The 22,482-nt window shown below is 72.4% G+C and carries 21 protein-coding genes and 1 riboswitch; of the genes, 9 read left to right on the top strand and 12 right to left on the bottom strand.

Translation table 11 applies throughout. The features are described from left to right. The first annotated feature begins 107 nt into the window (after nt 1-107). Nucleotides 108-872, top strand: coding sequence for an alpha/beta hydrolase (locus IL992_RS08570; RefSeq protein ID WP_193202786.1), 765 nt, complete (start codon nt 108-110; stop codon nt 870-872). Between the two features lie 12 nt (nt 873-884). Beyond that, nucleotides 885-1,391, top strand: coding sequence for a hypothetical protein (locus IL992_RS08565; RefSeq protein WP_193202785.1), 507 nt, complete (start codon nt 885-887; stop codon nt 1,389-1,391). Nucleotides 1,392-1,475: 84 nt separating this feature from the next. Here IL992_RS08565 and IL992_RS08560 read toward each other — a convergent pair whose 3' ends face one another. The 7 genes from IL992_RS08560 to IL992_RS08530 form a co-directional block, all read right to left on the bottom strand. Further along, entirely contained in the window at nt 1,476-2,675 is a 1,200-nt protein-coding gene (locus IL992_RS08560; RefSeq protein WP_193202784.1) for a beta propeller repeat protein, read from the bottom strand. A gap of 138 nt (nt 2,676-2,813) precedes the next feature. Further along, a complete protein-coding gene (locus IL992_RS08555) occupies nt 2,814-3,566 on the bottom strand; it encodes an endonuclease/exonuclease/phosphatase family protein (protein WP_193202783.1) in 753 nt (250 codons plus the stop codon). Between the two features lie 4 nt (nt 3,567-3,570). After that, nucleotides 3,571-4,512, bottom strand: a complete 942-nt coding sequence (locus IL992_RS08550) for an ROK family glucokinase (protein ID WP_193202782.1) — start codon at nt 4,510-4,512, stop codon at nt 3,571-3,573. 332 nt (nt 4,513-4,844) lie between these two features. Beyond that, nucleotides 4,845-5,285, bottom strand: a complete 441-nt coding sequence (locus IL992_RS08545; RefSeq protein ID WP_193202781.1) for a DUF5304 family protein — start codon at nt 5,283-5,285, stop codon at nt 4,845-4,847. Then, nucleotides 5,282-6,442 carry an ArsA family ATPase gene (locus IL992_RS08540; protein WP_183539471.1) on the bottom strand — a complete coding sequence of 387 codons (1,161 nt, stop codon included), beginning with the start codon at nt 6,440-6,442 and terminating at the stop codon, nt 5,282-5,284. Before IL992_RS08540 ends, IL992_RS08545 begins: the two co-directional genes overlap by 4 nt. After that, entirely contained in the window at nt 6,439-6,876 is a 438-nt protein-coding gene (locus tag IL992_RS08535) for an SRPBCC family protein (RefSeq protein WP_193202780.1), read from the bottom strand. The genes IL992_RS08540 and IL992_RS08535 overlap by 4 nt, the downstream gene beginning before the upstream one ends. 14 nt (nt 6,877-6,890) lie before the next feature. Continuing rightward, nucleotides 6,891-7,658 (bottom strand): metallophosphoesterase family protein, encoded by a 768-nt coding sequence (locus tag IL992_RS08530; protein ID WP_193202779.1) that lies wholly within the window; start codon nt 7,656-7,658, stop codon nt 6,891-6,893. A 237-nt stretch (nt 7,659-7,895) separates the two neighbouring features. On the opposite strand from IL992_RS08530, the gene IL992_RS08525 reads away from it, so the two are divergent. The 4 genes from IL992_RS08525 to IL992_RS08510 all read left to right on the top strand — a co-directional run bounded on the left by IL992_RS08525 (nt 7,896) and on the right by IL992_RS08510 (nt 13,504). Further along, the gene (locus tag IL992_RS08525) at nt 7,896-9,695 is read left to right on the top strand and encodes an AMP-dependent synthetase/ligase (protein ID WP_193202778.1); all 1,800 of its coding nucleotides are present in this window, start codon (nt 7,896-7,898) and stop codon (nt 9,693-9,695) included. Between the two features lie 304 nt (nt 9,696-9,999). Beyond that, a complete protein-coding gene (locus IL992_RS08520) occupies nt 10,000-10,833 on the top strand; it encodes an SAM-dependent methyltransferase (RefSeq protein WP_193202777.1) in 834 nt (277 codons plus the stop codon). 257 nt (nt 10,834-11,090) lie between these two features. After that, nucleotides 11,091-11,990 carry a manganese catalase family protein gene (locus IL992_RS08515; protein ID WP_193202776.1) on the top strand — a complete coding sequence of 300 codons (900 nt, stop codon included), beginning with the start codon at nt 11,091-11,093 and terminating at the stop codon, nt 11,988-11,990. Between the two features lie 227 nt (nt 11,991-12,217). After that, on the top strand, nt 12,218-13,504 hold the full coding sequence (locus IL992_RS08510) for an Nramp family divalent metal transporter (RefSeq protein WP_319018429.1): 1,287 nt from the start codon (nt 12,218-12,220) through the stop codon (nt 13,502-13,504). 12 nt (nt 13,505-13,516) lie between these two features. Here the strand turns inward: IL992_RS08510 and IL992_RS08505 are convergent, their stop codons facing one another. The 5 genes from IL992_RS08505 to IL992_RS08485 form a co-directional block, all read right to left on the bottom strand. Continuing rightward, complete coding sequence (locus tag IL992_RS08505; RefSeq protein ID WP_193202775.1) at nt 13,517-14,626, bottom strand: glycosyltransferase family 4 protein; 1,110 nt, start codon at nt 14,624-14,626, stop codon at nt 13,517-13,519. A 150-nt stretch (nt 14,627-14,776) separates the two neighbouring features. Continuing rightward, on the bottom strand, nt 14,777-15,685 hold the full coding sequence (locus IL992_RS08500) for a gluzincin family metallopeptidase (RefSeq protein ID WP_193202774.1): 909 nt from the start codon (nt 15,683-15,685) through the stop codon (nt 14,777-14,779). A 103-nt stretch (nt 15,686-15,788) separates the two neighbouring features. After that, nucleotides 15,789-16,349 (bottom strand): C40 family peptidase, encoded by a 561-nt coding sequence (locus IL992_RS08495; protein ID WP_226872566.1) that lies wholly within the window; start codon nt 16,347-16,349, stop codon nt 15,789-15,791. Nucleotides 16,350-16,423: 74 nt separating this feature from the next. Then, a riboswitch (cyclic di-AMP (ydaO/yuaA leader) is annotated at nt 16,424-16,578 on the bottom strand. 314 nt (nt 16,579-16,892) lie between these two features. Beyond that, on the bottom strand, nt 16,893-17,855 hold the full coding sequence (locus IL992_RS08490; RefSeq protein ID WP_193202773.1) for a C40 family peptidase: 963 nt from the start codon (nt 17,853-17,855) through the stop codon (nt 16,893-16,895). A 136-nt stretch (nt 17,856-17,991) separates the two neighbouring features. After that, nucleotides 17,992-19,308 carry an NYN domain-containing protein gene (locus IL992_RS08485; RefSeq protein WP_193202772.1) on the bottom strand — a complete coding sequence of 439 codons (1,317 nt, stop codon included), beginning with the start codon at nt 19,306-19,308 and terminating at the stop codon, nt 17,992-17,994. Nucleotides 19,309-19,684: 376 nt separating this feature from the next. Here IL992_RS08485 and IL992_RS08480 point away from each other — a divergent pair, with 376 nt between their 5' ends. From IL992_RS08480 to IL992_RS08470, 3 genes are all read left to right on the top strand, one after another. Then, nucleotides 19,685-20,254: a GNAT family N-acetyltransferase gene (locus tag IL992_RS08480; RefSeq protein WP_193202771.1), complete on the top strand. Its 570-nt coding sequence runs from the start codon at nt 19,685-19,687 to the stop codon at nt 20,252-20,254. A 78-nt stretch (nt 20,255-20,332) separates the two neighbouring features. Next, the gene (locus IL992_RS08475) at nt 20,333-22,054 is read left to right on the top strand and encodes a DEDD exonuclease domain-containing protein (protein ID WP_319018428.1); all 1,722 of its coding nucleotides are present in this window, start codon (nt 20,333-20,335) and stop codon (nt 22,052-22,054) included. A 66-nt stretch (nt 22,055-22,120) separates the two neighbouring features. Next, nucleotides 22,121-22,408: an Lrp/AsnC family transcriptional regulator gene (locus IL992_RS08470; RefSeq protein WP_079313341.1), complete on the top strand. Its 288-nt coding sequence runs from the start codon at nt 22,121-22,123 to the stop codon at nt 22,406-22,408. The last annotated feature ends 74 nt before the right edge of the window (nt 22,409-22,482 follow it).

Below are 22,482 nucleotides of genomic sequence, written 5' to 3'. Positions count from 1 at the left end.
CTCGGCTCGGATGTGCAGTCATCTTCGCACGCCCAGCCCTCTCGCACTAACGCTGACCAACGTGCGAGTATCGGGCGGAACACGCCGCCGTTTCACGGAGGTCACCCATGCCAGTGCTGCCCGGCGCGGAGCCGTACCACCACGAGGGCGGCGATATCGGCGTCCTGCTCTGTCACGGGTTCACCGGCTCGCCGCAGTCCCTGCGGCCGTGGGGTGAACACCTGGCCGGGGCGGGGCTGACGGTGTCCCTGCCGCGCCTTCCCGGACACGGAACGACCTGGCAGGAGATGAGCCGCACGCGCTGGGAGGACTGGTACGCCGAGCTGGACAAGGCGTTCGCCGACCTGCGCGGACGCTGCGCGGAGGCGTTCGTGATGGGCCTGTCCCTCGGCGGCTGCATGGCGCTGCGCCTGGCCGAGGTTCACGGTGACGCCGTCTCGGGCGTCGTGGTGGTCAACCCGTCCGTCGTCAACGACGTGCCGCTGCTGCGGCTGGCCCCGGCGCTCAAGTACGTCGTACGCTCGATCCCGGGGGTGGCGGGCGACATCAAGAAGGAGGGCGAGAGCGAGCTCGGCTATCCGCGCACGCCCGTCCGGGCCGCCGCCACGCTCCCCCGGCTGTGGAGGCTCGTCCAGTCCGACATCGCCAAGGTGACCCAGCCGGTGCTGGTGTTCCACAGCAGGGACGACCACGTGGTAAAGCCGGGGAGCGTCGCGTTCCTTCGGGCGAGAATGGGAAACAATCTGGAGGTCCGGGAGCTGGCGGACAGCTACCATGTCGCCACCCTCGACAACGACGCGCCTGTGATCTTCGAAGGGAGTCTGGAGTTCATCCGCTCCCACGCCTCGGTACCCTTGACGAAGGACTTGTGACCCGGGATCGACGTGACGCCGCAAAGTGACGAGGACGAGGTCTGGCGCCAGATCGTCGCCTCGTTCAACGAGACAGCCGAGGACGCCTCGGCCGAACAACCATGGCCTGACCGGGAGAACGTCACCGAGGAGGCCGACGCGGGCGACGGCGACGCCACCCCCGGCGGCGGGGCTCCCGGCGGCACAGCTCCCGGAGACAAGGCTCCCGGAGACGGGGTCCGGAACGACGACCGGACCGGCGAGGAGCAGGCTCCCGCCCCGGTCGGCGACGACGACCACTACATTCCGCCGCCCCCTCCGCCGCTTCCGCACGGCGACGCTCTCAGCCGGGCCTCCTGGCTGGCGCTGTTCGGCGGCCCCGCCTACCTGCTCCTGGCCGCTCTGCTGCACTGGCCCATGGACGGCTGGATCGTGTTCGCCGCGGTGTCGGCGTTCATCGCGGGGTTCGTGATCCTCGTCGTGCGCATGGGCGACGGCCCGCCTACCGACTCCGGCTGGGACGACGGCGCGGTCGTCTGACTCCCGGCGCACGCCCCCCGGCGCCGCACCCCGATCCGGCCGCGTCCACGCCCGGGGCTCGCCATGCTCGACGCCCCGCTGTTGTCACTCGGCTTCCGGGGCCGCCTTCACCGTGCCGCCGTCGGCGGGAGGCGGGCCGAACCGCTCCACGAGGTCGGTGTAGCGGCCCTTGTCGTCCAGCGTGTGGCCGACGGCCAAGGTGAGGTCGCCGACGTGCGCGACCGCCTGAAGCCGCACCGTGCGGTCCTCGGCCGGCGCCGGGCCCCGCAGCGTGGTCCAGCGCGACCCGTCGTAGCGGAGCAGGAAGCCCTCCGCCTCGTGCCTCGGGTCGTACCCGGAAATCCAGAACACGCCGTCGCCGTCCCCGGTGACGCCGTACAGTTCGGCGCGCCGCCCCGGCGGCGTCACCCGCTTCCAGTTCCTGCCGTCCCAGGCGAGGACCAGCGGGGCGATGCCGCCGTCGCTCTGGTAGACGCCGCCGACCGCGACCGCGCTCTTGCGGCCGTCCGCGTACACGTCCCGCAGGAAGCCGCCCTTGATCTCCGGCAGGTCGGCCTGCTTCCACCCGCTGCCGGTCAGGCGCATGGCCAGGGGCCCCGAGCCGGTGTCGCCCACCGCCCAGCCGTCCGACCGGCCCGCGAGCGCCACGCCGTACATCGCGCCCTCGGGGCCCTGGCCGGTCTTCCAGGTCGTGCCCTTGGCGGCGCCACTGCTGCTCATCAGGAACGCCTTGCCGTCCCGGCTGCCGACCGCGACCACCCGTCCGGACGACGCCGCGACCCCGCCGAGCCAGTCCCCCACGCGCAGTTGCGGCACGCCGACGCGGTCGAACCCGTCGCGCGAGCCCTTCGCGACGTACGGCAGGCCGTCGTGGCCGTCGCCGACGGCCCAGATCTCGGTGGCGGAGGCGGCGGCGACCGACCGCAGGTGGCCGGCGCCGGTGGCGTCGCCCCGGATCGGCACCTCGCTCCAGGAGGAGCCGTCCCAGTGGGTGATGATCCCCTGGTTGCGCCAGAAGTCCCAGGCGTTCTGCTGGCCCACGGCCCAGATGTCCTTGGCCGACAGGCCCGCCACGTCGGACAGCGAGCCGTCGGGCTGGAGCCGTCCGGTGGAGGAGCCGGCGTCCTGGGCGACCTCGTCCCCCGACGGGCTGCTCTCCGCCTGGGCGCGGACGGTCCCTGCGTGCGCGTGCGCGACCGATGTGGCGCGCGGGAGGAGTCCGGCCAGCAGGCCGGCGGACAGCACACACAACGGCACCGCACGCCGTATGAGGCGGCGGGTCATGAAACGATCGTACGGGGGATCGGGCACTCCCCGTCACACAGGTCGCGAATCCGATTACCTAGAGATGCGGGGACGCGACCGTATCGGCCGTCTCCGGCCGGCCGCAAACCGGGGCCGCCGCCCGGCCCGCCGGCGGCGTCAGGCACCTACGGACGGCGTGAAGGCGATCTCGGCGACGACCGGCCGGTGGTCGCTCGCGGCGGCCAGGTCCTCGGCCGGGACGTCCGCGCCGCCGTACGACACGACGGTCAGGCCCGGGCCCGTGAAGATCGCGTCGATCCGCACGCGGGGGGCGCGGGCCGGGAACGTCGCGCCGCCCCCGCCGTCGTCTCCCTCCGCTCCGATCCGGGGCTCAGCGCCCCGCACGGCGGAGAGACCGTCCGTGTAGCGGCCTGCGAGCAGACGCCAGACCGGGGCTCCGGGGGTCTCATTGAGATCACCGGCGAGCACCGGCGCGGCCCCGTACTGCCGGGCCGCGCGCTCCAGAAGCGGCACGATCTGGGCGGCGTGACTCAGGCGCGCCCCCGCATGGAGGTCGAGGTGAGCCGAGCACACGGCATACCTCTCGCGGTCCTTCTCCACCGTCTTCTCCACGACGGCGAGCGCGATGGAGCGCCATTCCAGCCCGGCGAACCACCGCAGCCGGTGCCCGCGCCCGCGCAGGAGCCGTACGGCCGGGGCGATGAGTACGGCGGTGCCGCCCACCCGGCCTCCGGCCGCCACGGACAGGCCGGCCGCGCGGGCCAGCGCCCGCCGCTCCCGCCGCCAGCCCGGCAGGCGGGGTGCCTCCTGCAGGCACAGCACGTCGGGCCGCAGGGCGCGGATCACCCGGACCAGCGCCCGCCGGTCGTCTTTCAGTCCCCGGACGTTGTAGGTCGCGACCCGCAGCACGCCGTCAGCGCAACCTCGCGAGGTCACCGGCTCCCACCAGCCCGGCCGCAGGGCCCATCTCGGCCACCCTGATCTCGGCGAGCGGGCGGTGTCCCCGGCCGGTCAGCCGCGCGGCGAACTCCTCGCGCACCCGGTCGACGAACAGGTCCGCCGCGCCGGAGACGCCGCCGCCGATGATGAAGCACCCGGGGTCGAGGACCGCGGCCATGTCGGCCAGCCCCTGCGCGAGCCATCCGGCCAGCGACTCGAAGGCGGCCAGCGCCGCCCGGTCGCCCTGGCGCGCCGCCTCGGTCACGTGCTCGCCCTGGATGCCCTCGACCGAGCCGCCGAGCCGCAGCAGGTGCGCGGCGCCCGCCGGATCGGCCTGCGCGTTGTTCCTGGCCTCCATCAGCAGCGCGCTGCCGCTGGCGTACCGCTCCCAGCAGCCGCTGTTGCCGCAGCCGCAGGCACGGCCGCCCGGCACCGCCTGCATGTGCCCGAGCTCGGCGCCCATCCCCCACCGTCCGCGGTAGAGCTCACCGCCGAGCACGATGCCGCCGCCGATGCCCGTGCCCACGGTCACGCACACGACGTGACTTTCGCCCCGGCCCGCGCCGAAGCGGTACTCGCCCCAGGCCATGGCGTTGGCGTCGTTCTCGACGACCACCGGCAGGCCGACCAGCTCGCCCACCTTCTCGCGCAGCGGCTCCTCGCGCCAGGCCAGATTGGGGGCGAAGCGGATGATCGATCGGGTCTCGTCGACGAAGCCCGCCGCGCCGATGCCGACGGCCTCGACCGAGTGCCGGGCCGCGAGCTCGGTCACCGCATCGGCGATCGTGAGCGCCATCTTCTCGGGGCTGCCCGCCGGGCTGTGCCGCAGACCGCGCTCGAGGATGACGCCGTGTTCGTCGACGACACCATACGCGATCTTGGTACCGCCCACGTCCACGCCGATGGTCAGCGCCATGCCGTCTTCCTTCCGCCCGATCCGCTTCCGCCCGGGTCACCACCGCCCGAGCCACACGCCGCGCCGATTGAAGCCGATCGAGCCGGGTTGTGGCAATCCCGCCGTCGCCCGCGCCCAACCGGCCCGTCAACCCTTGGTCGTGCCCGACAAATCAAGCCCTGTTGCGCGTGGCCCAGGCGGCGCCTCGCTGCGTTGTCGCCCCACCCGCGAAAATCCCTCGCAGGCTCGGGATTTCCGCGGGGCCCGGGAAAGACGCCCATAGCTCCGCTATGGGCTCCTCCTCCGCCTTGCGATGCATCCACCCGGATCCACGCTCGCAAGGGCAGCCTTTGTCAGGCACTCCCCAGGTCGATGTGCTCGACCTTCGGCTCGCCGGATCGCCGCTCCCCGGTCGAGCGTGACGAGGGGCGCTGCAGGGCGTCGACCGCCTCGCGGAACGCCGCGAACAGCTCTCCGCCCGCCGCGATCAGGTGGCCGGTGACGTCGCCGCCGGCCTCGCGGCGTGCCGCGATCACCCGGCACACCGGGCAGGCCCGGCAGACGTACTCGTCGTGCTCCTCGGAGACGGCCTCGCTCCACACGTCGCCGCCCCGGCCGCTCGCGCCGGAGCCGCCGAAGGCGGATCCGAAGCCGCTCACGCCGCCCTTCACCAGTCCCTTGCCGAACTCCCGGCCCATCCGCCGCTGTACGGCGTCCAGCAGCTTCATCGCCTCCTCCGCGGCCGACCCGAGCGGGTCCTGGCTGCGCGGAGTGGTGTCGTTGGAATCCGTCATTTCGCCCCTCCTGCCTCGAACCGTACCCGGAGCCGGCCGTCCCGGAGCGCGGCCGAGGAGATCTCACGCCGGGCGAGGGCTGCGGGCAGGGCGATCACGCGCCGGTAGGACCCGGCGGTGACGATGATGTCGTCCCCCTTGCGGGCGAGGTCGAGGTCGTCGCGGTCGGCGAGCGGCAGGGACAGCGCGAGCTCGTCGGTGGTGAACCTCAGCGGCGGCTCGACGTCGGGGCGCGCGAAGGGATCCCGGTCTCCGTACATCCGCGCGGCGAGGCCCGAGAGGGCGGCGGTGCCGACCGGCTCCGCCGGAAGATAGGGGACGGTGAGGACGGGCAGCGGCGCGAACGACTCGTGCACCGTGGCGAGCTGCCTGGCCTGGGCCTCCACCCAGCCGAGCCGCCACTCGTCGGCGCCCTCGGCGGGGAAGACCCGGTTGGCGATCACCGCGTCGACGCGGTAGCCGTACAGGCTGAGCGAGGTGAGGGTGCGGCGGGCCTCGGCGACGACCACGGCCTCGGGGGTCAGCACGAGCCGCACGGACGCGTCGTCGCCGGTGAGCAGCGCGCGCACCTCCAGCAGGCCGCGGTGCAGCCGCTCCCCCGCCGAGACGACCTCGCCCTCGGGCACGCTCACCTTGGCGACGTGCCGGATGACCGGCGACAGCGCCCTGAGCATCCGCCTGCCCGTGGGAAGCAGGCGGTTGACGTGCCAGTCGAGCGCCTCCGGCAGGGCGAGCAGGCGCAGCGTCTCCGCCGTCGGCGCGCAGTCGACGACGATCACGTCCCAGCGGCCGGTGCGGGCCTGCTCGCGCAGTTCGAGCAGCGCGAGGATCTCCTCGGCCCCCGGCAGCACGGTGATCTCCTCGGCGGTGACCTCGTCGAGGCCGAGCTCCGCCAGCACGTTGCCGGCGTAGTCGCGTAACTCGCCCCAGTGCCGCTCCAGCGACTTCTGGGTGTCCACCTGCTGCAGGTGCAGGCCGGGCGCGGCCTCGACCGGCTCGGACGAGGGCGGCACGCCGAGCGCGTCGGCGAGCGAGTGCGCGGTGTCGGTGGAGACGACCAGCGTCTTGTTGCCCCGCTCGGCGGCGAGCGTGGCGGTCGCGGCGGCCGCCGTGGTCTTGCCGACCCCGCCCTTCCCCGTGAAGAGGAGGATCCTCATCGGCTCTCGACGCGCCGCTTGAGCCCCTTCAGCGCGGTGTCGACGATGACCTTCTCGGCCTTGCGCTTGATCATGCCGATCATCGGGACCTTCAAATCCACGGCGAGGTCGTAGGTGACCTCGGTGCCGCCGCCGTTCTCGGTCAGGCGGTAGCTGCCGGTCAGGCCCGAGAGCATCTTCCCGGCCTCGACCATCCGCCAGCTCACGCCCGCGTCGTCGTCCCAGTCGTACCCGAGGACGTACTCGTCGCTGATCACGCCCGCGTCGAGGACGAAGCGGACCCGGGAGGCGCGGCCGTCGGCGCCCGTCTCCAGGACCTCGGCCTTCTTCACCTGGCCGGCCCACTCCGGATAGGCCGGGAAGTCGGCGATGACGGCCATGATTGTCGACCGGCCGGCGCCGATCGTGATGCTCGACGAAGTGCGATCAGCCATGCGCCCACCGTACTTCACCATTCCAGGGCGAAAGGCGTGCCACGGCCGCGGAAGTGGCCGACGTTGACGCATTCCGTGCGCCCGACACGGGTGCGGCTGACCAGCGGCTGGTGGACGTGGCCGAACAACGCGAAGCGCGGCTGCGTCCTCCTGATCGCCTCCAGCGTGGCCTCGCTCCCCCGTTCGAACCTCCGGGCCACCACGTCGTACAGCAGGTCGGGGATGGCGGGCGGGATGTGGCAGCACAACACGTCCACCTCGCCCACCGCCTCGACCTTGCGCGCGTACTCCTCGTCGTCGATCTCGTACGGCGTGCGGTACTTCGTGCGCAGGCCGCCGCCGACGAACCCGAAGGTCAGCCCGCCGATCTCGACCACCTCGCCGTCCAGGACCCGCTGCCCGGGCCGCAGGTGGTCCGCCCACAGGCGCGGCAGGTCCACGTTGCCGTACGTGAGATAGGCCGGCGTCGGCATGGCGGTGAAGATCCGCTCGTACTGGCGGCGGACCGCCGCCTCCATGAGGTCGCGGGGGTCGCCGTCGAGGGATGCCCACAGACCGGCGGACAGTTGCCGCGCCTCGTCGAATCGGCCCGCCGTGCGCAGTTCCACGTACTCGCTCGCCTTCTCCGCGCCGAACAGGTCGGGGAAGATGCCCTGCGAGTGGTCGGCGTAGTCGATGAACAGGAGCAGGTCACCGAGGCAGATGAGGGCGTCGGCCCCGTCGCCCGCGCGGGCGAGCGCGCCGGCCCGGCCATGGACGTCGCTGACGACGTGGATGCGCATGCGGACATGGTAACGGCCGCTTTACCTAGCATCCGCTTGGGTAACGGAAAGGTGTCGGGCCCGCCGCGCGGGGGACACTGATAGCGTCGATTTGTCCCTGGATAACGCCTGGGTGACGGACCTACCCATGCGTAACTTCGCGCGGTAGCGTCCGGTGAGACACGAAGAGTTATGCCCGCAACGCGGTCCCCGCCCTGCGCTCCGGGGATCGCGCGGCCGTGCGCGAAGGAGTGACCCGTGCGCGAGTTCAGCGTTCCCGTGCTGGTGGACGTGCCTCCGTCCGCGAACTGCACCGACGTGGTGTTCCAGCGCGGCGTGGACGAGCCGGACGCCGTCGTCATCCGGCGCAAGGAGGGCGAGGACCCGGCCGCGCCGTGGACGCCGGTCACCGCCGCGCGATTCAGGGACCAGGTGGCGGCCGTCGCCAAGGGACTGATCGCCGCCGGGATCGAGCCCGGCGACCGGGTCGGGCTGATGTCGCGCACCCGTTACGAGTGGACGGTCGCCGACTACGCCATCTGGGCGGCGGGCGCGGTCGGGGTGCCGATCTACGAGACCTCCTCCGCCGACCAGGTCAAGTGGATCCTGACCGACAGCGACGCCAAGGCCGCGTTCGTGGAGACCGCCGCGCACGAGGAGACCGTCCGCGAGGCCGTGCCCGACCTGCCGCTGCTGTGGCGCGTCGGCGACGGCGGGTTCGCCGAGCTGGAGCGCCTCGGCGCGGACGTGACCAACGACACGCTCGCCGAGCGCAGGGCGAGCCGCGGCGGGCGCGACCTCGCCACGATCATCTACACCTCCGGCACCACCGGCATGCCGAAGGGCTGCCGCCTGACCCACGACAACCTGCTGTTCACCGCGCGCAACGTCTCCCACGGGCCGCTGGAGACACTGTTCGACGTGGAGGGCCGGGCCGCGCTGCTCTTCCTCCCCCTGGCGCACAGCTTCGCCCGGCTCATCCAGATCGTCCTGATCGAGACCGGCACGGTGCTGGCGCACAGCCCGAACATGAAGAACGTGGCCCCCGACCTGCGGGAGTTCAAGCCCACGTTCCTGCTGGGCGTGCCGCGCGTGTTCGAGAAGGTCTACAACGCCGCCGAGCAGAAGGCCAACGCGGAGGGCAAGGGCAAGATCTTCCACGCCGCCGTACGGGCCGCGATCGAGTGGAGCAAGGCCGAGAGCTCCGGCGGGGCCGGCCTCGGCGCCCGGCTCAAGCACGCGGCCTTCGACAAGCTCGTGTACGGCAAGCTGCGGGCGGCCACGGGCGGCGCGCTGACGGCGGCGGTCTCCGGCGGCTCGGCCCTCGGCGAGCGGCTCGGCCACTTCTTCCGGGGTGTCGGCATCGAGGTGTTCGAGGGCTGGGGGCTGACCGAGACCAGCGCGCCCTCGACCGTCAACATCCCGGGCGCCAACAAGATCGGCACGGTCGGCAAGCCGTTCCCCGGCGTGAGCATCCGCATCGCCGACGACGGCGAGATCCTCGTGAAGGGCCGCCACGTCTTCGACGGCTACTGGAACAACGAGCGCGCCACCAAGGAGGCGATCGACCCGGAGGGCTGGTTCCACACCGGGGACGTCGGCCGGTTGGACGAACACGGCTACCTGAGCATCACCGGCCGCAAGAAGGAGATCCTCGTCACCGCAGGCGGCAAGAACGTCGCGCCCGCGCCGCTCGAGGACGCCATCCGGGCGCACCGCCTGATCAGTCAGGTCATGGTCGTCGGCGACGGCAAACCGTTCATCGGGGCGATCGTCACCCTCGACCACGAGGCGATGGAGCAGTGGAAGGAGGCCAACGGCCGCTCCGGCGCCTCCACGGCCGAGCTGTGCTCCGCCCCGGAGGTCGTCGCCGAGGTGCAGCGGGCCGTGGACGACGCCAACCGGATGGTCTCCAAGGCCGAGCAGATCAAGAAGTTCAGCATCCTCGACATCGAGCTGAGCGAGGAGACCGGCCACGTCACGCCGAAGCAGTCGATCAAGCGGCACGTCGTGGCCCGCGACTTCGCCAAGCAGATCGACGAGCTGTACGGCGGCTGATCGAGCGGGCGCGCCGAAACGTGTCGGAAGTCTCGGAAAACTTTCGGTCGTCTCGGCGCGCCGTTCCGACGCGGCGGTGCGCGGGCGCGGATACCGACCGGACGGCCTGGGACTTGCGGTGATTGGGGCGACCGGATCGCAGTGATTGGCGCGGATCTTCTGCGCGGCCGGGCGGAGACGACGTGCGTCGATGCCTGATCGACCTCGTAGACCGCCGAAAATATCGCGAATGGTCCGCAATATTGCGCTTCGCTTGGTTATGCTCCAGACGCATCCATGATCGATGACTGGAGAAGGGCGGGCGATGGGCGACAGGGTCGGCAGCTGGAACCGGACGCACCGCGACCCCGACTACCTCCCTCCGGAAATCGACACGACCAAGCCCAGCATCGCCCGGGTGTACGACGCGTTCCTGGGCGGCAAGGACAACTTCGCGGTGGACCGCGCGGTCGCCATGGAGGGGATGCGGCACTTCCCCGACCGCGGCGAGGGCGCCCGCAACAATCGGGCCATGCTGTTCCGCGGCGTGAAGTACATGGCCGAGCAGGGCATCGACCAGTTCCTCGACATCGGCTCGGGCCTGCCCACGATGGACAACACCCATTCGGTCGCGCAGCGGATCAACCCCGCCGCGAAGGTCGTCTACGTGGACAACGACCCCATCGTGCTGGCCCACGCGCGGGCGATCCTGCAGACCGACGAGCGCACCCGCGTGATCACGGCGGACATGCGCGAGCCCGAGGTGATCCTCAGCCACCCCGAGGTCGAGGGCTTCCTCGACTTCTCCCGTCCCGTCGGCCTGCTGCTGGTGGCCGTGGTCCACCATCTCGCCGACGCGGAGGACCCGAACGGCCTGGTGGACACCTACAAGGCGCGCCTGGCCCCGGGCAGCTACATGCAGCTGACCCACTTCTGCTCCTGCGCGCCGGAGATGCGCGAACTGGAGGCGGTGCTGCTGCAGATGCTCGGCACCGGCCGCGCCCGGGACATGTCCGAGATCGTGCGGTTCTTCGACGGCCTCGACCTGGTCGAGCCCGGCGTGGTCCACGTGCCCGAGTGGCGTCCCGAGGAACCCGTGCGCTACCCCCTCGACCTCGGCGGCGTCTGCGTCGCCGGCGGCATCGGCCGCAAACCCTGACCCACTCCTTTTCCCCGGCCCGCTCGCGCATGCCGGTGTGTCGCATATGCGCGGACAGCGGGTTCTTCAGACCCAATCGCGGTGTGGGGCGGCGCCTGTCCATCTATTGGACCCTTCGTTAGGTGTCACTCCTGTGGTCCCGTTGCGGCACGTGTTGGGATTTATGCGTGACCCCCCCGCCACATGTACCAGCGGGGTCGCGCCCTTAGCCCGCGTAAGGCCTGCGGCTCCCTGTGGTTTTCTACGCAAGGAGTCATATGTTCCGGCACAACCGCCGCCTGCAGTTCGAGGCCAAGCCCGAAAAGCCCGACCCGGTCTACGCGCGCAAACTCCAAGAGCTCATCGGCGGCGCCTTCGGCGAGATGACGGTCACGATGCAGTACCTGTTCCAGGGCTGGAACTGCCGGATGCCCGGCAAGTACAAGGACCTGATCATGGACATCGCGACCGAGGAGATCGGGCACGTCGAGATGATCGCCACGATGGTCGCCCGTCTCCTCGAAGGCGCGCCCTCCACCGCGGTCACGAAGATGGCCACCGCCGACCCCGTGCTCGGCGCGGTCCTGGGCGGGATGGACCCGCAGCAGGCCATCGTGGCCGGCGGCGGCCCCCTGCCCGCCGACAGCAACGGCTATCCCTGGAACGGCCGCTACATCGTCGCGAGCGGCAACCTGCTGGCGGACTTCCGGGCGAACGTCGCGGCCGAGGCGCACGGCAGGCTGCAGACCGCCCGGCTCTACCACATGACAGACGACCCGGGCGTGAAGGACATGCTGAAGTTCAACCTGGCCCGCGACACCCTGCACCAGAACCTGTGGCTGAAGGCGATCGAGGAACTTCAGGCAGACGGCCTGGAGGACGTCGTCGTGCCCAACGCGCTGTTCGACGAGGAGTACGCCGAGCACGCGGAGACGATCTGGGACCTGTCCGACGGCGCCGAGGCCCAGGCGGGCGGCTGGGCGAGCGGGCCGCAGCCCGATGGCCGCCACCAGTTCGCCTATCTCCTCAACCCGGAGCCGCTCGGGGACCTCGCCATGGCGCCGCCGCCCGACCCGAAGCTGTACGACACCTACGACGGCAGCATGGGCGAGCCGAAGAGCCCCGCCCTCGGCACCGAGGTGGGCCCCGTGGGCAAGCTCAAGGACAAGCTCACCTGACCGAGCCCCGCCGAGGTGGTGAGCGCACGCGGAGGCCGGTCGGACACCGGCCTCCGCTCTTTCCACCGCGCCACGCTCACCCCGCGGCACCTGCGCCGTTCCGCGTGTGCCGTACTCGCGTCGCGGGGCTGCCACCGCCGGCCGGAGAACGCGCCCAGGCCGGCATTGTGCGCCGCCCGCCGTAGACCTCTTGTCTGTGAGGCTTTCGTGTTTCCTGTGAGGCTTTCGTGCTCGACTCCCGCCGTCCCCTGAACGGGCCCGCGCCCGCCGTTCACGCCGGGGGGCGGGCTACGCCGGGCCGCCTGGCACGGCTGGCCGGCCTGTGCGGTCCCGCCTTCGTCGTCTCCGTGGCGTACATCGACCCGGGCAACTTCGCGACCAACATGGCGGGCGGCGCGCAGTACGGAACGATGCTGCTGTGGGTGATCGCCCTCGCGAACGTGCTGGCCATGTTCGTGCAGGCGCTTTCGGCCAAGCTCGGCATCGCCACCGGCCGCAACCTTCCCGAACTGTGCCGCGACCACCTGCCGCGCCGGGTGAGCCTGCCGCTGTGGGTGCAGGCCGAGCTGGTCGCCGCCGCCACCGACCTGGCCGAGTTCATCGGCGGGGCGATCGCCCTGAACCTGCTGTTCGGCGTGCCGCTGCTGCCGGCCGCCGCCATCACCGCCGTCGTCTCCTCGCTGCTTCTCATGCTCGCGCCGCGCGGACGCCGCCGGTTCGAGGCGACCGTCGCGGCGATGCTCGCGGTGGTCCTGGCCGGCTTCGCCTACCAGGTGCTGCTGTCGGGGTCCCTCGCCGGTGTGGCTGGCGGTTTCGTGCCCCGCCTGGCCGGGACCGACAGCCTGCTGCTGGCCACCGGGATCGTCGGGGCGACCGTCATGCCCCACGTCGTCTACCTGCACTCGGCCCTCACCCAGCACCAGGGCGCGCACGGCGGGCCCGAGGAGGATGTGCGCAGGGAGGATGTGCGCAGGGAGGCCGTGCGCGCCAGCCGGATGGACATCGCCGTCGCCCTCGGCGCCGCCGGTCTGGTGAACATGGCGATGCTGACCGTGGCCGCCGCCGCCTTCGGCGGCGGCGATCCCGGCAGCCTCCAGGCCATCCACGCCGGTCTCGGGCAGGTCCTCGGCCCCGGGGCGGCCGTCGCGTTCGCGCTCGCCCTGCTCGCCTCCGGCCTGGCCTCCTCCAGCGTGGGGACCTACGCCGGGCAGGTGATCATGGCGGGGTTCCTGCGCCGCCGCGTACCGCTCCTCGCGCGGCGGCTGGTCACGATGCTCCCGGCCATGGCGGTCCTGGCCGCCGGGGTGGACCCCACGCGGGCGCTCGTGCTGAGCCAGGTCGCGCTGTCCTTCGGCATCCCGTTCGCCCTGGTCCCGCTCGTGGCGTTCACCAGCAGCAGGAAGCTGATGGGCGACCTCGTCAACCGCCGCCTCACCACCGTCGCCGGCGTCGTCGTCGCCGCCGTGATCAGCGCGCTGAACGGCTTCCTGCTCGTGGAGGTGTTCACCGGCTGAGGCGGCCTCGCGTCACAGAAGTGCGGCGAACCGGGCCGCGACGAGGTCCCAGCGCCACTCCTCCTCGATCCAGGCCCGGCCCCGCTCGCCCATCGCGCGGGCGCGGGCCGGGTCGGCCAGCAGGTCGCACAGCGCGCGGGCCACCGCCGTGTGCGACGCGCCGTCGACCACCAGGCCCGTCTCGCCGTGCCGTACGGCGTCGGGGGCGCCACCGGAGGACCCCGCGACCACCGGCAGCCCGGTCGCCGACGCCTCCAGGTAGACGATGCCGAGGCCCTCGACGTCGAGCCCCCCGAACCTGCTGCGGCACGGCATGGCGAACACGTCGCCCGCATCGTAGTAGGCCGGGAGGGACGCCCAGGGGACGGACCCGGTGACGACCACCGAGCCGGTCAGGCCGGCCCGGGCGGCCGTACGCTCCAGCGACCGCCGGAGGGGGCCGCCGCCGACCAGGAGCAGGACCGCGCCGGGAACCCGCCGCAGGACGAGCGGCCAGGCCCGCAGCAGCACGTCCTGGCCCTTGCGCGGCACCAGCCGGGAGACGCACACGACCACCGGCCGGTCGCCCAGGCCGAGCGACGTGCGGACCCGGTCGCCGCCCGCCCCCGGGTGGAAGGCGGCGGTGTCCACGCCGGGCGCGAGCCGTACGAGCCTGGAGGCGGGGACGACCCGGGCGATCCGGCGGCGCGTGTAGTCGCCGAGGTAGGTCACGACGTCGGCCCCCGCCCCGATGCGGCGCAGCAGGGCGCGCGCGCCCGGCAGGCGGGCCCACGACGCCTCGTGCCCGTGGGTCAGCATGACGATCCTGGCCGCGCCCGCGGCGCGCAGGACGGGGGCGAGCAGCCCCAGCGGCGCCGCCGCCCCGAAGACGACGGTGGCGCCGTCCTCGACGAGTTCCGCCGCCCTTCTCGCCACCGAGCGCGTCGGCAGCATCAGCGAGGAGGGATGACGGACCACCTCGTACGGCTGGCGGGCGTCGAACTCCTCGCATCCCTTCCAGCGCGGGGCGTACACGACCACAGAGCCGGGCGGCCTGCGCGAGGCGAGGCCGTGCACGAACGCCTGGATGCCGCCCGGTCTGGGCGGGAAGTCGTTCGTGACGATCAGCGTCCGCTTCGTCATCCTCACCCCCGCTGCCGGCGTGGTCGCGCGGTCCGCCCGCGCGCCGCCCGGGAACGCATTGTCGCAGCCACGGCCGCCACCGTCGCGCTGTGCAAATCAGGCGCCCTGCGCAAATCAGGCGCCCTGTGGAGATCGGGCGCCCTGTCGTGATCAGGAACGGGCGAGCCGCTCACGCGCGTACGACCGCCATTCGCGGGTCAGGCCGTCGGCGGTCAGCCCGAGCACCTCCCGTAGGGCGGCGCCGATCTCCTCGCGCAGCGCGGCGCGGTAGAGGGCGACCAGCCTCCGCTCGCCGAACCTGGCGGCGATGTAGCGGCAGGCCAGCCACGCCTCCTCGTACGCCTGGGCGGGCCTGGCGGCGAAGTCGGCGGGCCCCGGCAGGGCGTTCAGCGCCGCCCTCCCGGCCGCCACGTCGGCGGCCAGCTCGGCGGCGACCGCACGGACCGGCAGCCCGCTGTCCAGGTAGCCCACGTAGTCGGCGAAGCCCTCCATGAGCCACATCGGCACGGCGCGGCCACCGGCGGTCGCCACGTGCGTCAGCTCGTGGGTCACGACGACCAGGCGGCCGGTCGCGGACAGGCGGGCGAACGCGGCCGGCTGCACGATCACGCGGCCGCCGGTGGCCACGGCCGCCAGGCCGTCCACCTTCGCCGGCGCGGCCAGCACGGCGGCCTGCTCCTCGGTGCGCGGCACGAGGACCACCGCGCCGCCGTACCCGCCCCAGATCCTCGTCACCGTACGGCCCGCGCGATCGGCCAGCGCGGCGATCTCGGCGACCAGCGGCCGGGGCGACCCGACGACGACGGCGCGCTCGCCGCGGGCGACGGAGGCGCCGGTCCACATGCTCGGTTGCTCCCGTACGGCGGCCCGGGCATCCAGCCGCAGGGCGAGCAGCGGGTCGGGCGGCGCCGCGGCGGCGGGCCCGGCGAGCAGCGCGGCCAGCGCGGCGGCCACGGCCGCGATCCGGCCGACCCCGTGGGGCGGAACTTCAGGCCGGCGCCGATCGGCCTCGGCGCGCACGCCGGGCACGCCCCCGGGCACGCCGCTCGTGGCAGTCACGCCGTGCATGCTAGCCAGCACGTGTCACGGCCCCGTCCACCTCGGCGAGGTGGACGGGGCCGTGAGGACGGCGCCGGTCGAGGGGGCTGGTGACCGGTGCCCGTCAGACGCCGGGGCGGACGGCACCCACGAAGGTGCTCCTCCGGTAGGCGTCCAGCTTGTCGATCCGGACCCGCGTGCCGCTGTGCGGAGCGTGGATCATCTTGCCGTGCCCGACGTACATGCCGACGTGGCCGCCGCCGCTGGTGAAGATCAGGTCACCGGGCTTGAAGTTCCCCCAGGACACCTTCTTCCTGACCGCGCTGCGGATGGACCACGTCGTGCGCGGCAGCCGTACGCCCGCCTTGCGCCAGGCGTACTGGACCAGGCCCGAGCAGTCGAACGCGCCCGGTCCCGTGGCTCCGTAGCGGTAGGGGTCGCCGATCTGCTTCTCGGCCACCTTCACCGCGCGCTGGGCCTTGGCCCGCTGGAGCGCGGCCCTGGTGACCTTCCGCTTGGCGGCGCGCTTCTTGGTCTGCTGCTTCTTCGCGGCGGCCTTGCGGGCGGCGCTGTTCGCGCTCTTCGCCGTGGCCGTCTTCGTGGCTGTGGCCGTCTTGACGACCGTGACCGTCACCGTGTCGGCCGCCGCCGGCTGTGCACCGGCGACCCCTACGGATGCCGTCAAAGCGGCACCACCAAGGGCAATTCGGGCAAGACGGGACAGGCTAGCGGGGGTGGTAGACAGGATCTCTCCTCGGGTCTTCCGCTCACGCCTACCGGGTTAGCTGACGGGTTCGGGCGGGGAAGTCGCCCTACGGCGCGCGATGCGCCGATTCACCCCGGACCTTCGCGTGAAGGTCGATGGTTCCCCGGCTCCGTGCCTCCTGACTGCACGGACTCGGCAGGCCACCGGCGCCGGGGGATCCCGCGAGGGGGAGGGTGATGGAGAGCGCCGGTGACGGTGGATGACTGCGCGACCGGCCGGCCGGACCGGGAGCGCGGCGGCGAGGCGTGCTCGCCGCGGCCCAGAAGCTACCGAGGACTCGCCGCGTTCGGCAAAGTCCTCCAGCCGGATAAAGATCGGATAACGAAGGCGGCGGAGAAGAAACCGCAGCTTACCCGCATCGCAAAGGGCTAAGTGTGACTCTGCTCACAATCTCGGCAACAACGGCTAAACCAGGTCACACAAGTCACAAAAGGCACAAAGATCACAGAGACGGCCTGGCCCTCAGGGACGGACGGCTCCGATCGCGTGATACTCGGCGAGTGTGACAATCTTCACAACATCGCCGGTCTGCGGCGCGTGCACGACCTTGCCGTCGCCGGCGTAGATGCCGACATGCCCGTATCCGGCGTGCCAGAGCAGGTCGCCCGGCTGGAGCTCGTCCAGCGAGACCCTGCGGCTCGCGCCCCAGGCCCACTGCTCGTAGCTGGTCCGCGGCAGCGTCACGCCCGCCGCCGCCCACGCGGCCTGCACGAGTCCGGAGCAGTCCCAGGCGTCCGGTCCTGTGCCCCCGTAGCGGTACGGCTTGCCGACCTGCTTGTAGGCGAACTGGAGGGCCGACAGCGCGTTGCCGGACGCCGGCCCGGTGTAGACGACGCCGGCGCTGTTGGGATTGCCGGGGTTGTACGTCCCGAGCGAGCGCAGCAGCTTCATCTGCTCCCTGACGAGCTTGTCGACCTTCTCCTTCTCGTCGGCGAGCTCGCTCTTGACGTCGGCGGCCTCCTTGTACACCACCTTGCTCTGGTCGCGGCGGTCCTTGAGGTCCTTGATGGCGCCCTCGTACTCCCTGAGCCGCCCGGCCCGCTCGGCCGACATGTGGTTGAGCGTGGCGAGGCCGCTGAGCATGGCGTCGGGGTTGGGGCTGTAGAAGACGCCGCCCCACGACCCCATCTCGCCGACCTGGTAGCTGCTGACGGCCATCGAGACCAGCCCGGAGCGGAGCGCCTCGACCCGGACGTTCTGCTTCTTGTAGTCGTCGTTGATCGCGAGGTACTTCTGCCTCGCCTTCTTCCACTTCTCGTTGGCCGCGTTGTAGCGGTCCACGAGCTTGTCGGCCTGCTCGTTGAGCTTGTTCAACTTCGCCTTGGCCTGCGCGACTGTGGGCTTCGGATCCGCCTGCGCGCCCGTCACCGGCGTCAGCAGGACCACGGCGGCCAGACTGGCGGCCACCGGCACACGCCCTCGCACTGAGGCCCCCTTTAGATCAACGAAACCTGCGGCGCGACTCTATCTAGGCGATCTTGAAGCTTCAACCTATTCGCAGGTATTCGCGGCAGTCATCACTCACGGTGACGACGCCGGGCCGGAGCGCGCGTACGGCGCTTCAGCCGCGGCCGAGACGGCGCAGCAGCAGGAGCGAGGGCACCGGCCGGGCGCCCATGCGGCGCACCGACTCGGCCACCTCCCGGTCGGAGGAGACCACCGCGATGGCCCGCCCCGGCGGCTCCGCGCGCACCAGCGTGCGGATGAGGTCGTCGGCGATCTCCCCGGGCGCGCTGAACATCACCCGCACCCCGCGCGGCGCGGACACCTGGACGGGCCCGTTCAGCTCGGCGCCGTCGAACACGCACGTCACCTCCGCCCGCGTCTGCACGGCGAGCCCGCCGAGCCCGGTCAGCAGCCGGGCCCGCTGGTCGGCGAGGGTCAGCGACGGATAACCGGTCTTGGTCACGTTGTAGCCGTCGACGATCAGGTGCAGATGGGGGATGGCCAGGAGCTGGTCGAGGAGCTGGGGGTCGTCGTTGGCCAGGGCCCGCGCGGGCACGGCCGTCACGCCCGGCTCGCCCGGCAGCACCGCGTTCACGTAGTCGGCCGGCCTGCTGATCGTCGTGGGCAGGCCGAGTTCCTTGCGCAGCCCGGCGGCGGCGTCCTGGAGCGCGTCCAGCAGTACCCGCACCCGGGCGTCCTCGATGCTGCGACCCTCGCGGGCGGCCCTGCGGCTCGCCTCCAGCTGGCGCTCGGCGTCCGCCAGGCGCTCCCTCAGCCGGCGCAGCTCGGTCTCGGCCGCGCCGTTGGCGCTCGCGACCCTGGCCCGCGCCTCGGCCGTCTCCGCCTCCAGCTCGGCCGCCCTGGCCTCGGCGGCCCTGACCCGCTCCCGGGCGTCGTGCAGCTTGCGCCGCAGGTCGGAGTTCTCCGCGCGGGCCGCCTTGAGCTGCTCGCGCACCCGGTCGATCTCCTCCTTGGCGGAGGCGCGCTGCGCCGCGAGCTGCTCACGCAGCCGCGTCTCCGCCTGCTCCCGCTGGGTGCCCGCGGCGGCGGCCTGCTCCAGGTCTGTCCGCGCCTGCTCGACCAGATCCGGCCAGCCGGGCGGGCGGGTCAGGTAGGCCGCAGCCGCGACCAGCACCGGCTCGGCCGCGGGGGGCACCGTGCCCTCGGCCAGGCTCGCCACGAGCTCGGGCCAGGCGGTCTCCACCGTCTCGGCCACCCGCTCGCGGAACTCCTTGTCGTTCTCCAGCTGGGCCGCGATCGGCGCGCTGCCCAGACGGGCGCGCTTGCGCGGGTCGAACTTGGCGATGTTGCGCAACGGCGGCGGCACGGCCGCGGCGGGCATCGAGCCCAGCACCTGCGCCGCGACCTCCACCACGTGTAAACGGACCTGCTCGGGCAACGGACGAGACAGGCCTTCTCCGGCTGAACTCATCTCGTCGCTCCTCGGTCGTGTCCTACAGATCTTCTGCTCACTGCGGTCGCCCCGGCGGCGCCTCGCGGTGCTGTCGCCCCCGAGTGCGAGAACGTCCCCGATGCCCGCCGTCCGCGAGGCGTGAGCCTCGCGGCGCGCCCACCGGACCGCCCTCACACGGCAAGATCTGCGAGACACTCCCTTGTTCTTGTCTTCCTTCAAGGGTACGGCCGTCGCACCGTGTCCATGTCGCGTTCATGATCTGTGACCGTGCTCGCGGCGGCGGCGAGACCGGGCCGGGCGCGGCGGGGCACAACCCGTTGGCGGGCGTCCGGCTCCCGTCCCTACGCTTGGCGGCGTGTTCACGCGTCCGGCTCCCGTCCCTACGCTTGGCGGCGTGTTCACCCCTCCGTACCCGATCACGACCCCCCGGCTGGTCCTGCGCCCGTTCACCGAGGCCGACCTCGACGACCTGTACGCCTTCCACTCCCTGCCGGAGGTGACCAGATACCTCTACTGGGACGCCCGCACGCGGGAGGAGACGAAGGCCGCGCTCGACCGGAAGATCGCCTGCGCGTCGCTCGGGAAGGACGGCGACGTGCTCAGCGTGGCCGCCGCGCTGGCCGGCGGCGGGCCCGTGATCGGTGACCTCACGCTGTTCCTGCGCAGCCGCGAGCACCGCCAGGGCGAGATCGGGTTCGTCTTCAATCCGGCGTACCAGGGCCGCGGCCTGGCCACCGAGGCGGCCCGCGAGATCCTCCGGATCGGGTTCGAGGGCCTCGGGCTGCACCGTGTGCACGGCAACTGCGACGCGCGCAACACCCCCTCCGCCCGCCTCATGGAGCGGCTCGGCATGCGCCTGGAGGCCCGCCTGGTGGAGAACGAGTTCTTCGCCGGCGCGTGGAGCGACGAACTGATCTACGCGATGCTGGCCCGTGAGTGGCGGGCCGGAGCGGCCTCCGCGTAGCCGCTCACTTGACCGTCGCTTTGCCTCCGCCCAGGGCGGGGGCGGCAATTGTCGGTCGGGACTTCTATGGTCATGGGCGTGGATGCGGTACAGGGCACGTTGGACGAGCTCGGCACTCCCCTGCGGGAGGTGACGTTCGTCGTCTTCGACCTGGAGACCACCGGCGGGTCGCCCGCGGAGCACGCCATCACGGAGATCGGCGCCGTGAAGGTGCGCGGCGGCGAGGTGATCGGCGAGTTCGCCACGCTGGTCGACCCCGGCGGCCCCATCCCGCCGTTCATCTCCGTGCTGACCGGCATCACCGACGCGATGGTCGTGGCCGCGCCGAAGTTCTCCGAGGTGCTGCCGAGCTTCCTGGAGTTCATCGCCGGGGCGGCGCTGGTGGCGCACAACGCGCCCTTCGACATGTCGTTCCTGAAAGCGGCGTGCCAGGTCAACGGTTACCCGCCCCCGGCCAACCCGGTGGTGGACACGGCCGATCTCGCGCGCCGCGTGCTGACCCGCGACGAGACCCCCAACTGCAAGCTGGCCACCCTCGCGCGGGTCTTCCGCAGCTCCACCGAGCCCTGCCACCGGGCGCTGGCCGACGCGCAGGCCACGGTCGACGTCCTGCACGGCCTCATCGCGCGGGTCGGGTCGCTCGGCGTGCACACGCTGGAAGACCTGCGCGGCTTCGTGCGCGCCCCCACGCCGGAGCAGCAGCGCAAACGCCACCTCGCCGACGGGGTGCCCGGCGCGCCGGGCGTCTACGTCTTCGAGGACGCCAAGGGCGAGGCGCTCTACATCGGAAAGAGCTCCAACCTGCGCAACCGGGTGCGCAGCTACTTCACGGCGAGCGAGACGCGCTCCCGCATCCGCGAGATGGTCGGCATCGCCGAGCGGGTCAGGACGATCGTCTGCGCCACCGCGCTGGAGGCGGAGATCCGCGAACTGCGGATGATCGGGGCGACCAAGCCGCGCTACAACAGACGGTCCCGCTTCCCCGAGCGGGCGGTCTGGCTCAAGCTGACCGACGAGCCGTTCCCCCGGCTCAGCGTCGTGCGCGAGGTGAAGGACGACGGCGCGGCCTACCTCGGCCCGTTCGGCAGCAGCCGCACCGCCGACGACGCTCGGACCGCCATGCACGAGGCGCTGCCGCTGCGTCAGTGCACCGAACGGCTGTCGGCCCGCGTGCGGCGCCCCGCCTGCGCGCTCGCCGAGATCGGCCGCTGCGGCGCGCCCTGCGAGGGCCGGGAGAGCCAGGAGGGCTACGCCCGCCACGTCCGCCGCGCCCGGCACGCGATGGAGCTCGACGGGGAGGCGGTCTTCTCGGCGATGGAGGCGCGCATGCGGCGCCTGTCGGCCGAGCAGCGATACGAGGAGGCGGCCGTCGACAGGGACCGGCTCGCGGCCTACGTCAGGACAGCCGCGCGCATGCAGCGCCTGCGTTCGCTGACCGGCATCCCGCAGATGGTCGCGGCCAGCCCCGCCTTCGACGGCGGCTGGGACATCCACGTCATCCGGCACGGCAGGCTCGCCGCGGCCGGGGTGATGCCCCGGGGCGCCCACCCCACGCCGTACGTGGACGCGCTGGTCGCCACGGCGGAGACGGTCGTCCCCGGTCCCGGCCCCACCCCGGCCGCCAGCGCCGAGGAGACCGAGTGCGTGCTGCGCTGGCTCGACTCCCCCGGCGTGCGCCTCGTCCAGGTCGACGGCACCTGGAGCCTTCCCGCGTACGGCGCGGGGCGGCTGGTCGAGCGCATCGAGCGCGCCTACCGGCACCAGCGCGGCGACCGCCGTGAGGGACGGCCCCTGCGGTGACGCGGCGCGAGTGGCACTAAGGTCGGGGGCGACAGAGCCGAGCCGCGAGACAGCAGGAGAGAGCGAATGGTCACCGCGATCGTCCACATCAAGGCGGACGTCGACAGGATCCCCGAGGTCGCCGAGGCCATCGCCGAGATCGAGGGCGTCAGCGAGGTGTACTCGATCACCGGCGAGTTCGACCTGCTGGCCATGGTCAGGGTCGGCCGCTACGACGAGGTGGCCGAGGTCGTGCCCGGCCGCGTCAACAAGGTGCCCGGCGTGCGCCACACCGAGACGCACATCGCCTTCCGCACCTACTCCCGCCACGACCTGGAGGCGGCCTTCTCCATCGGCCTCGCCGACGCGGACTGATCCCGCCCGGCCACGCGGAGCGGGCGGCCAGGCAGGGCGGAGCAGGCCAGGCAGTGCGGAGCAGGGGCGCAGCA

The organism is Microbispora sitophila, from assembly GCF_014892245.1.
Taxonomy (GTDB): domain Bacteria; phylum Actinomycetota; class Actinomycetes; order Streptosporangiales; family Streptosporangiaceae; genus Microbispora; species Microbispora siamensis.
This window is presented reverse-complemented; position numbering and strand designations above follow the sequence as displayed.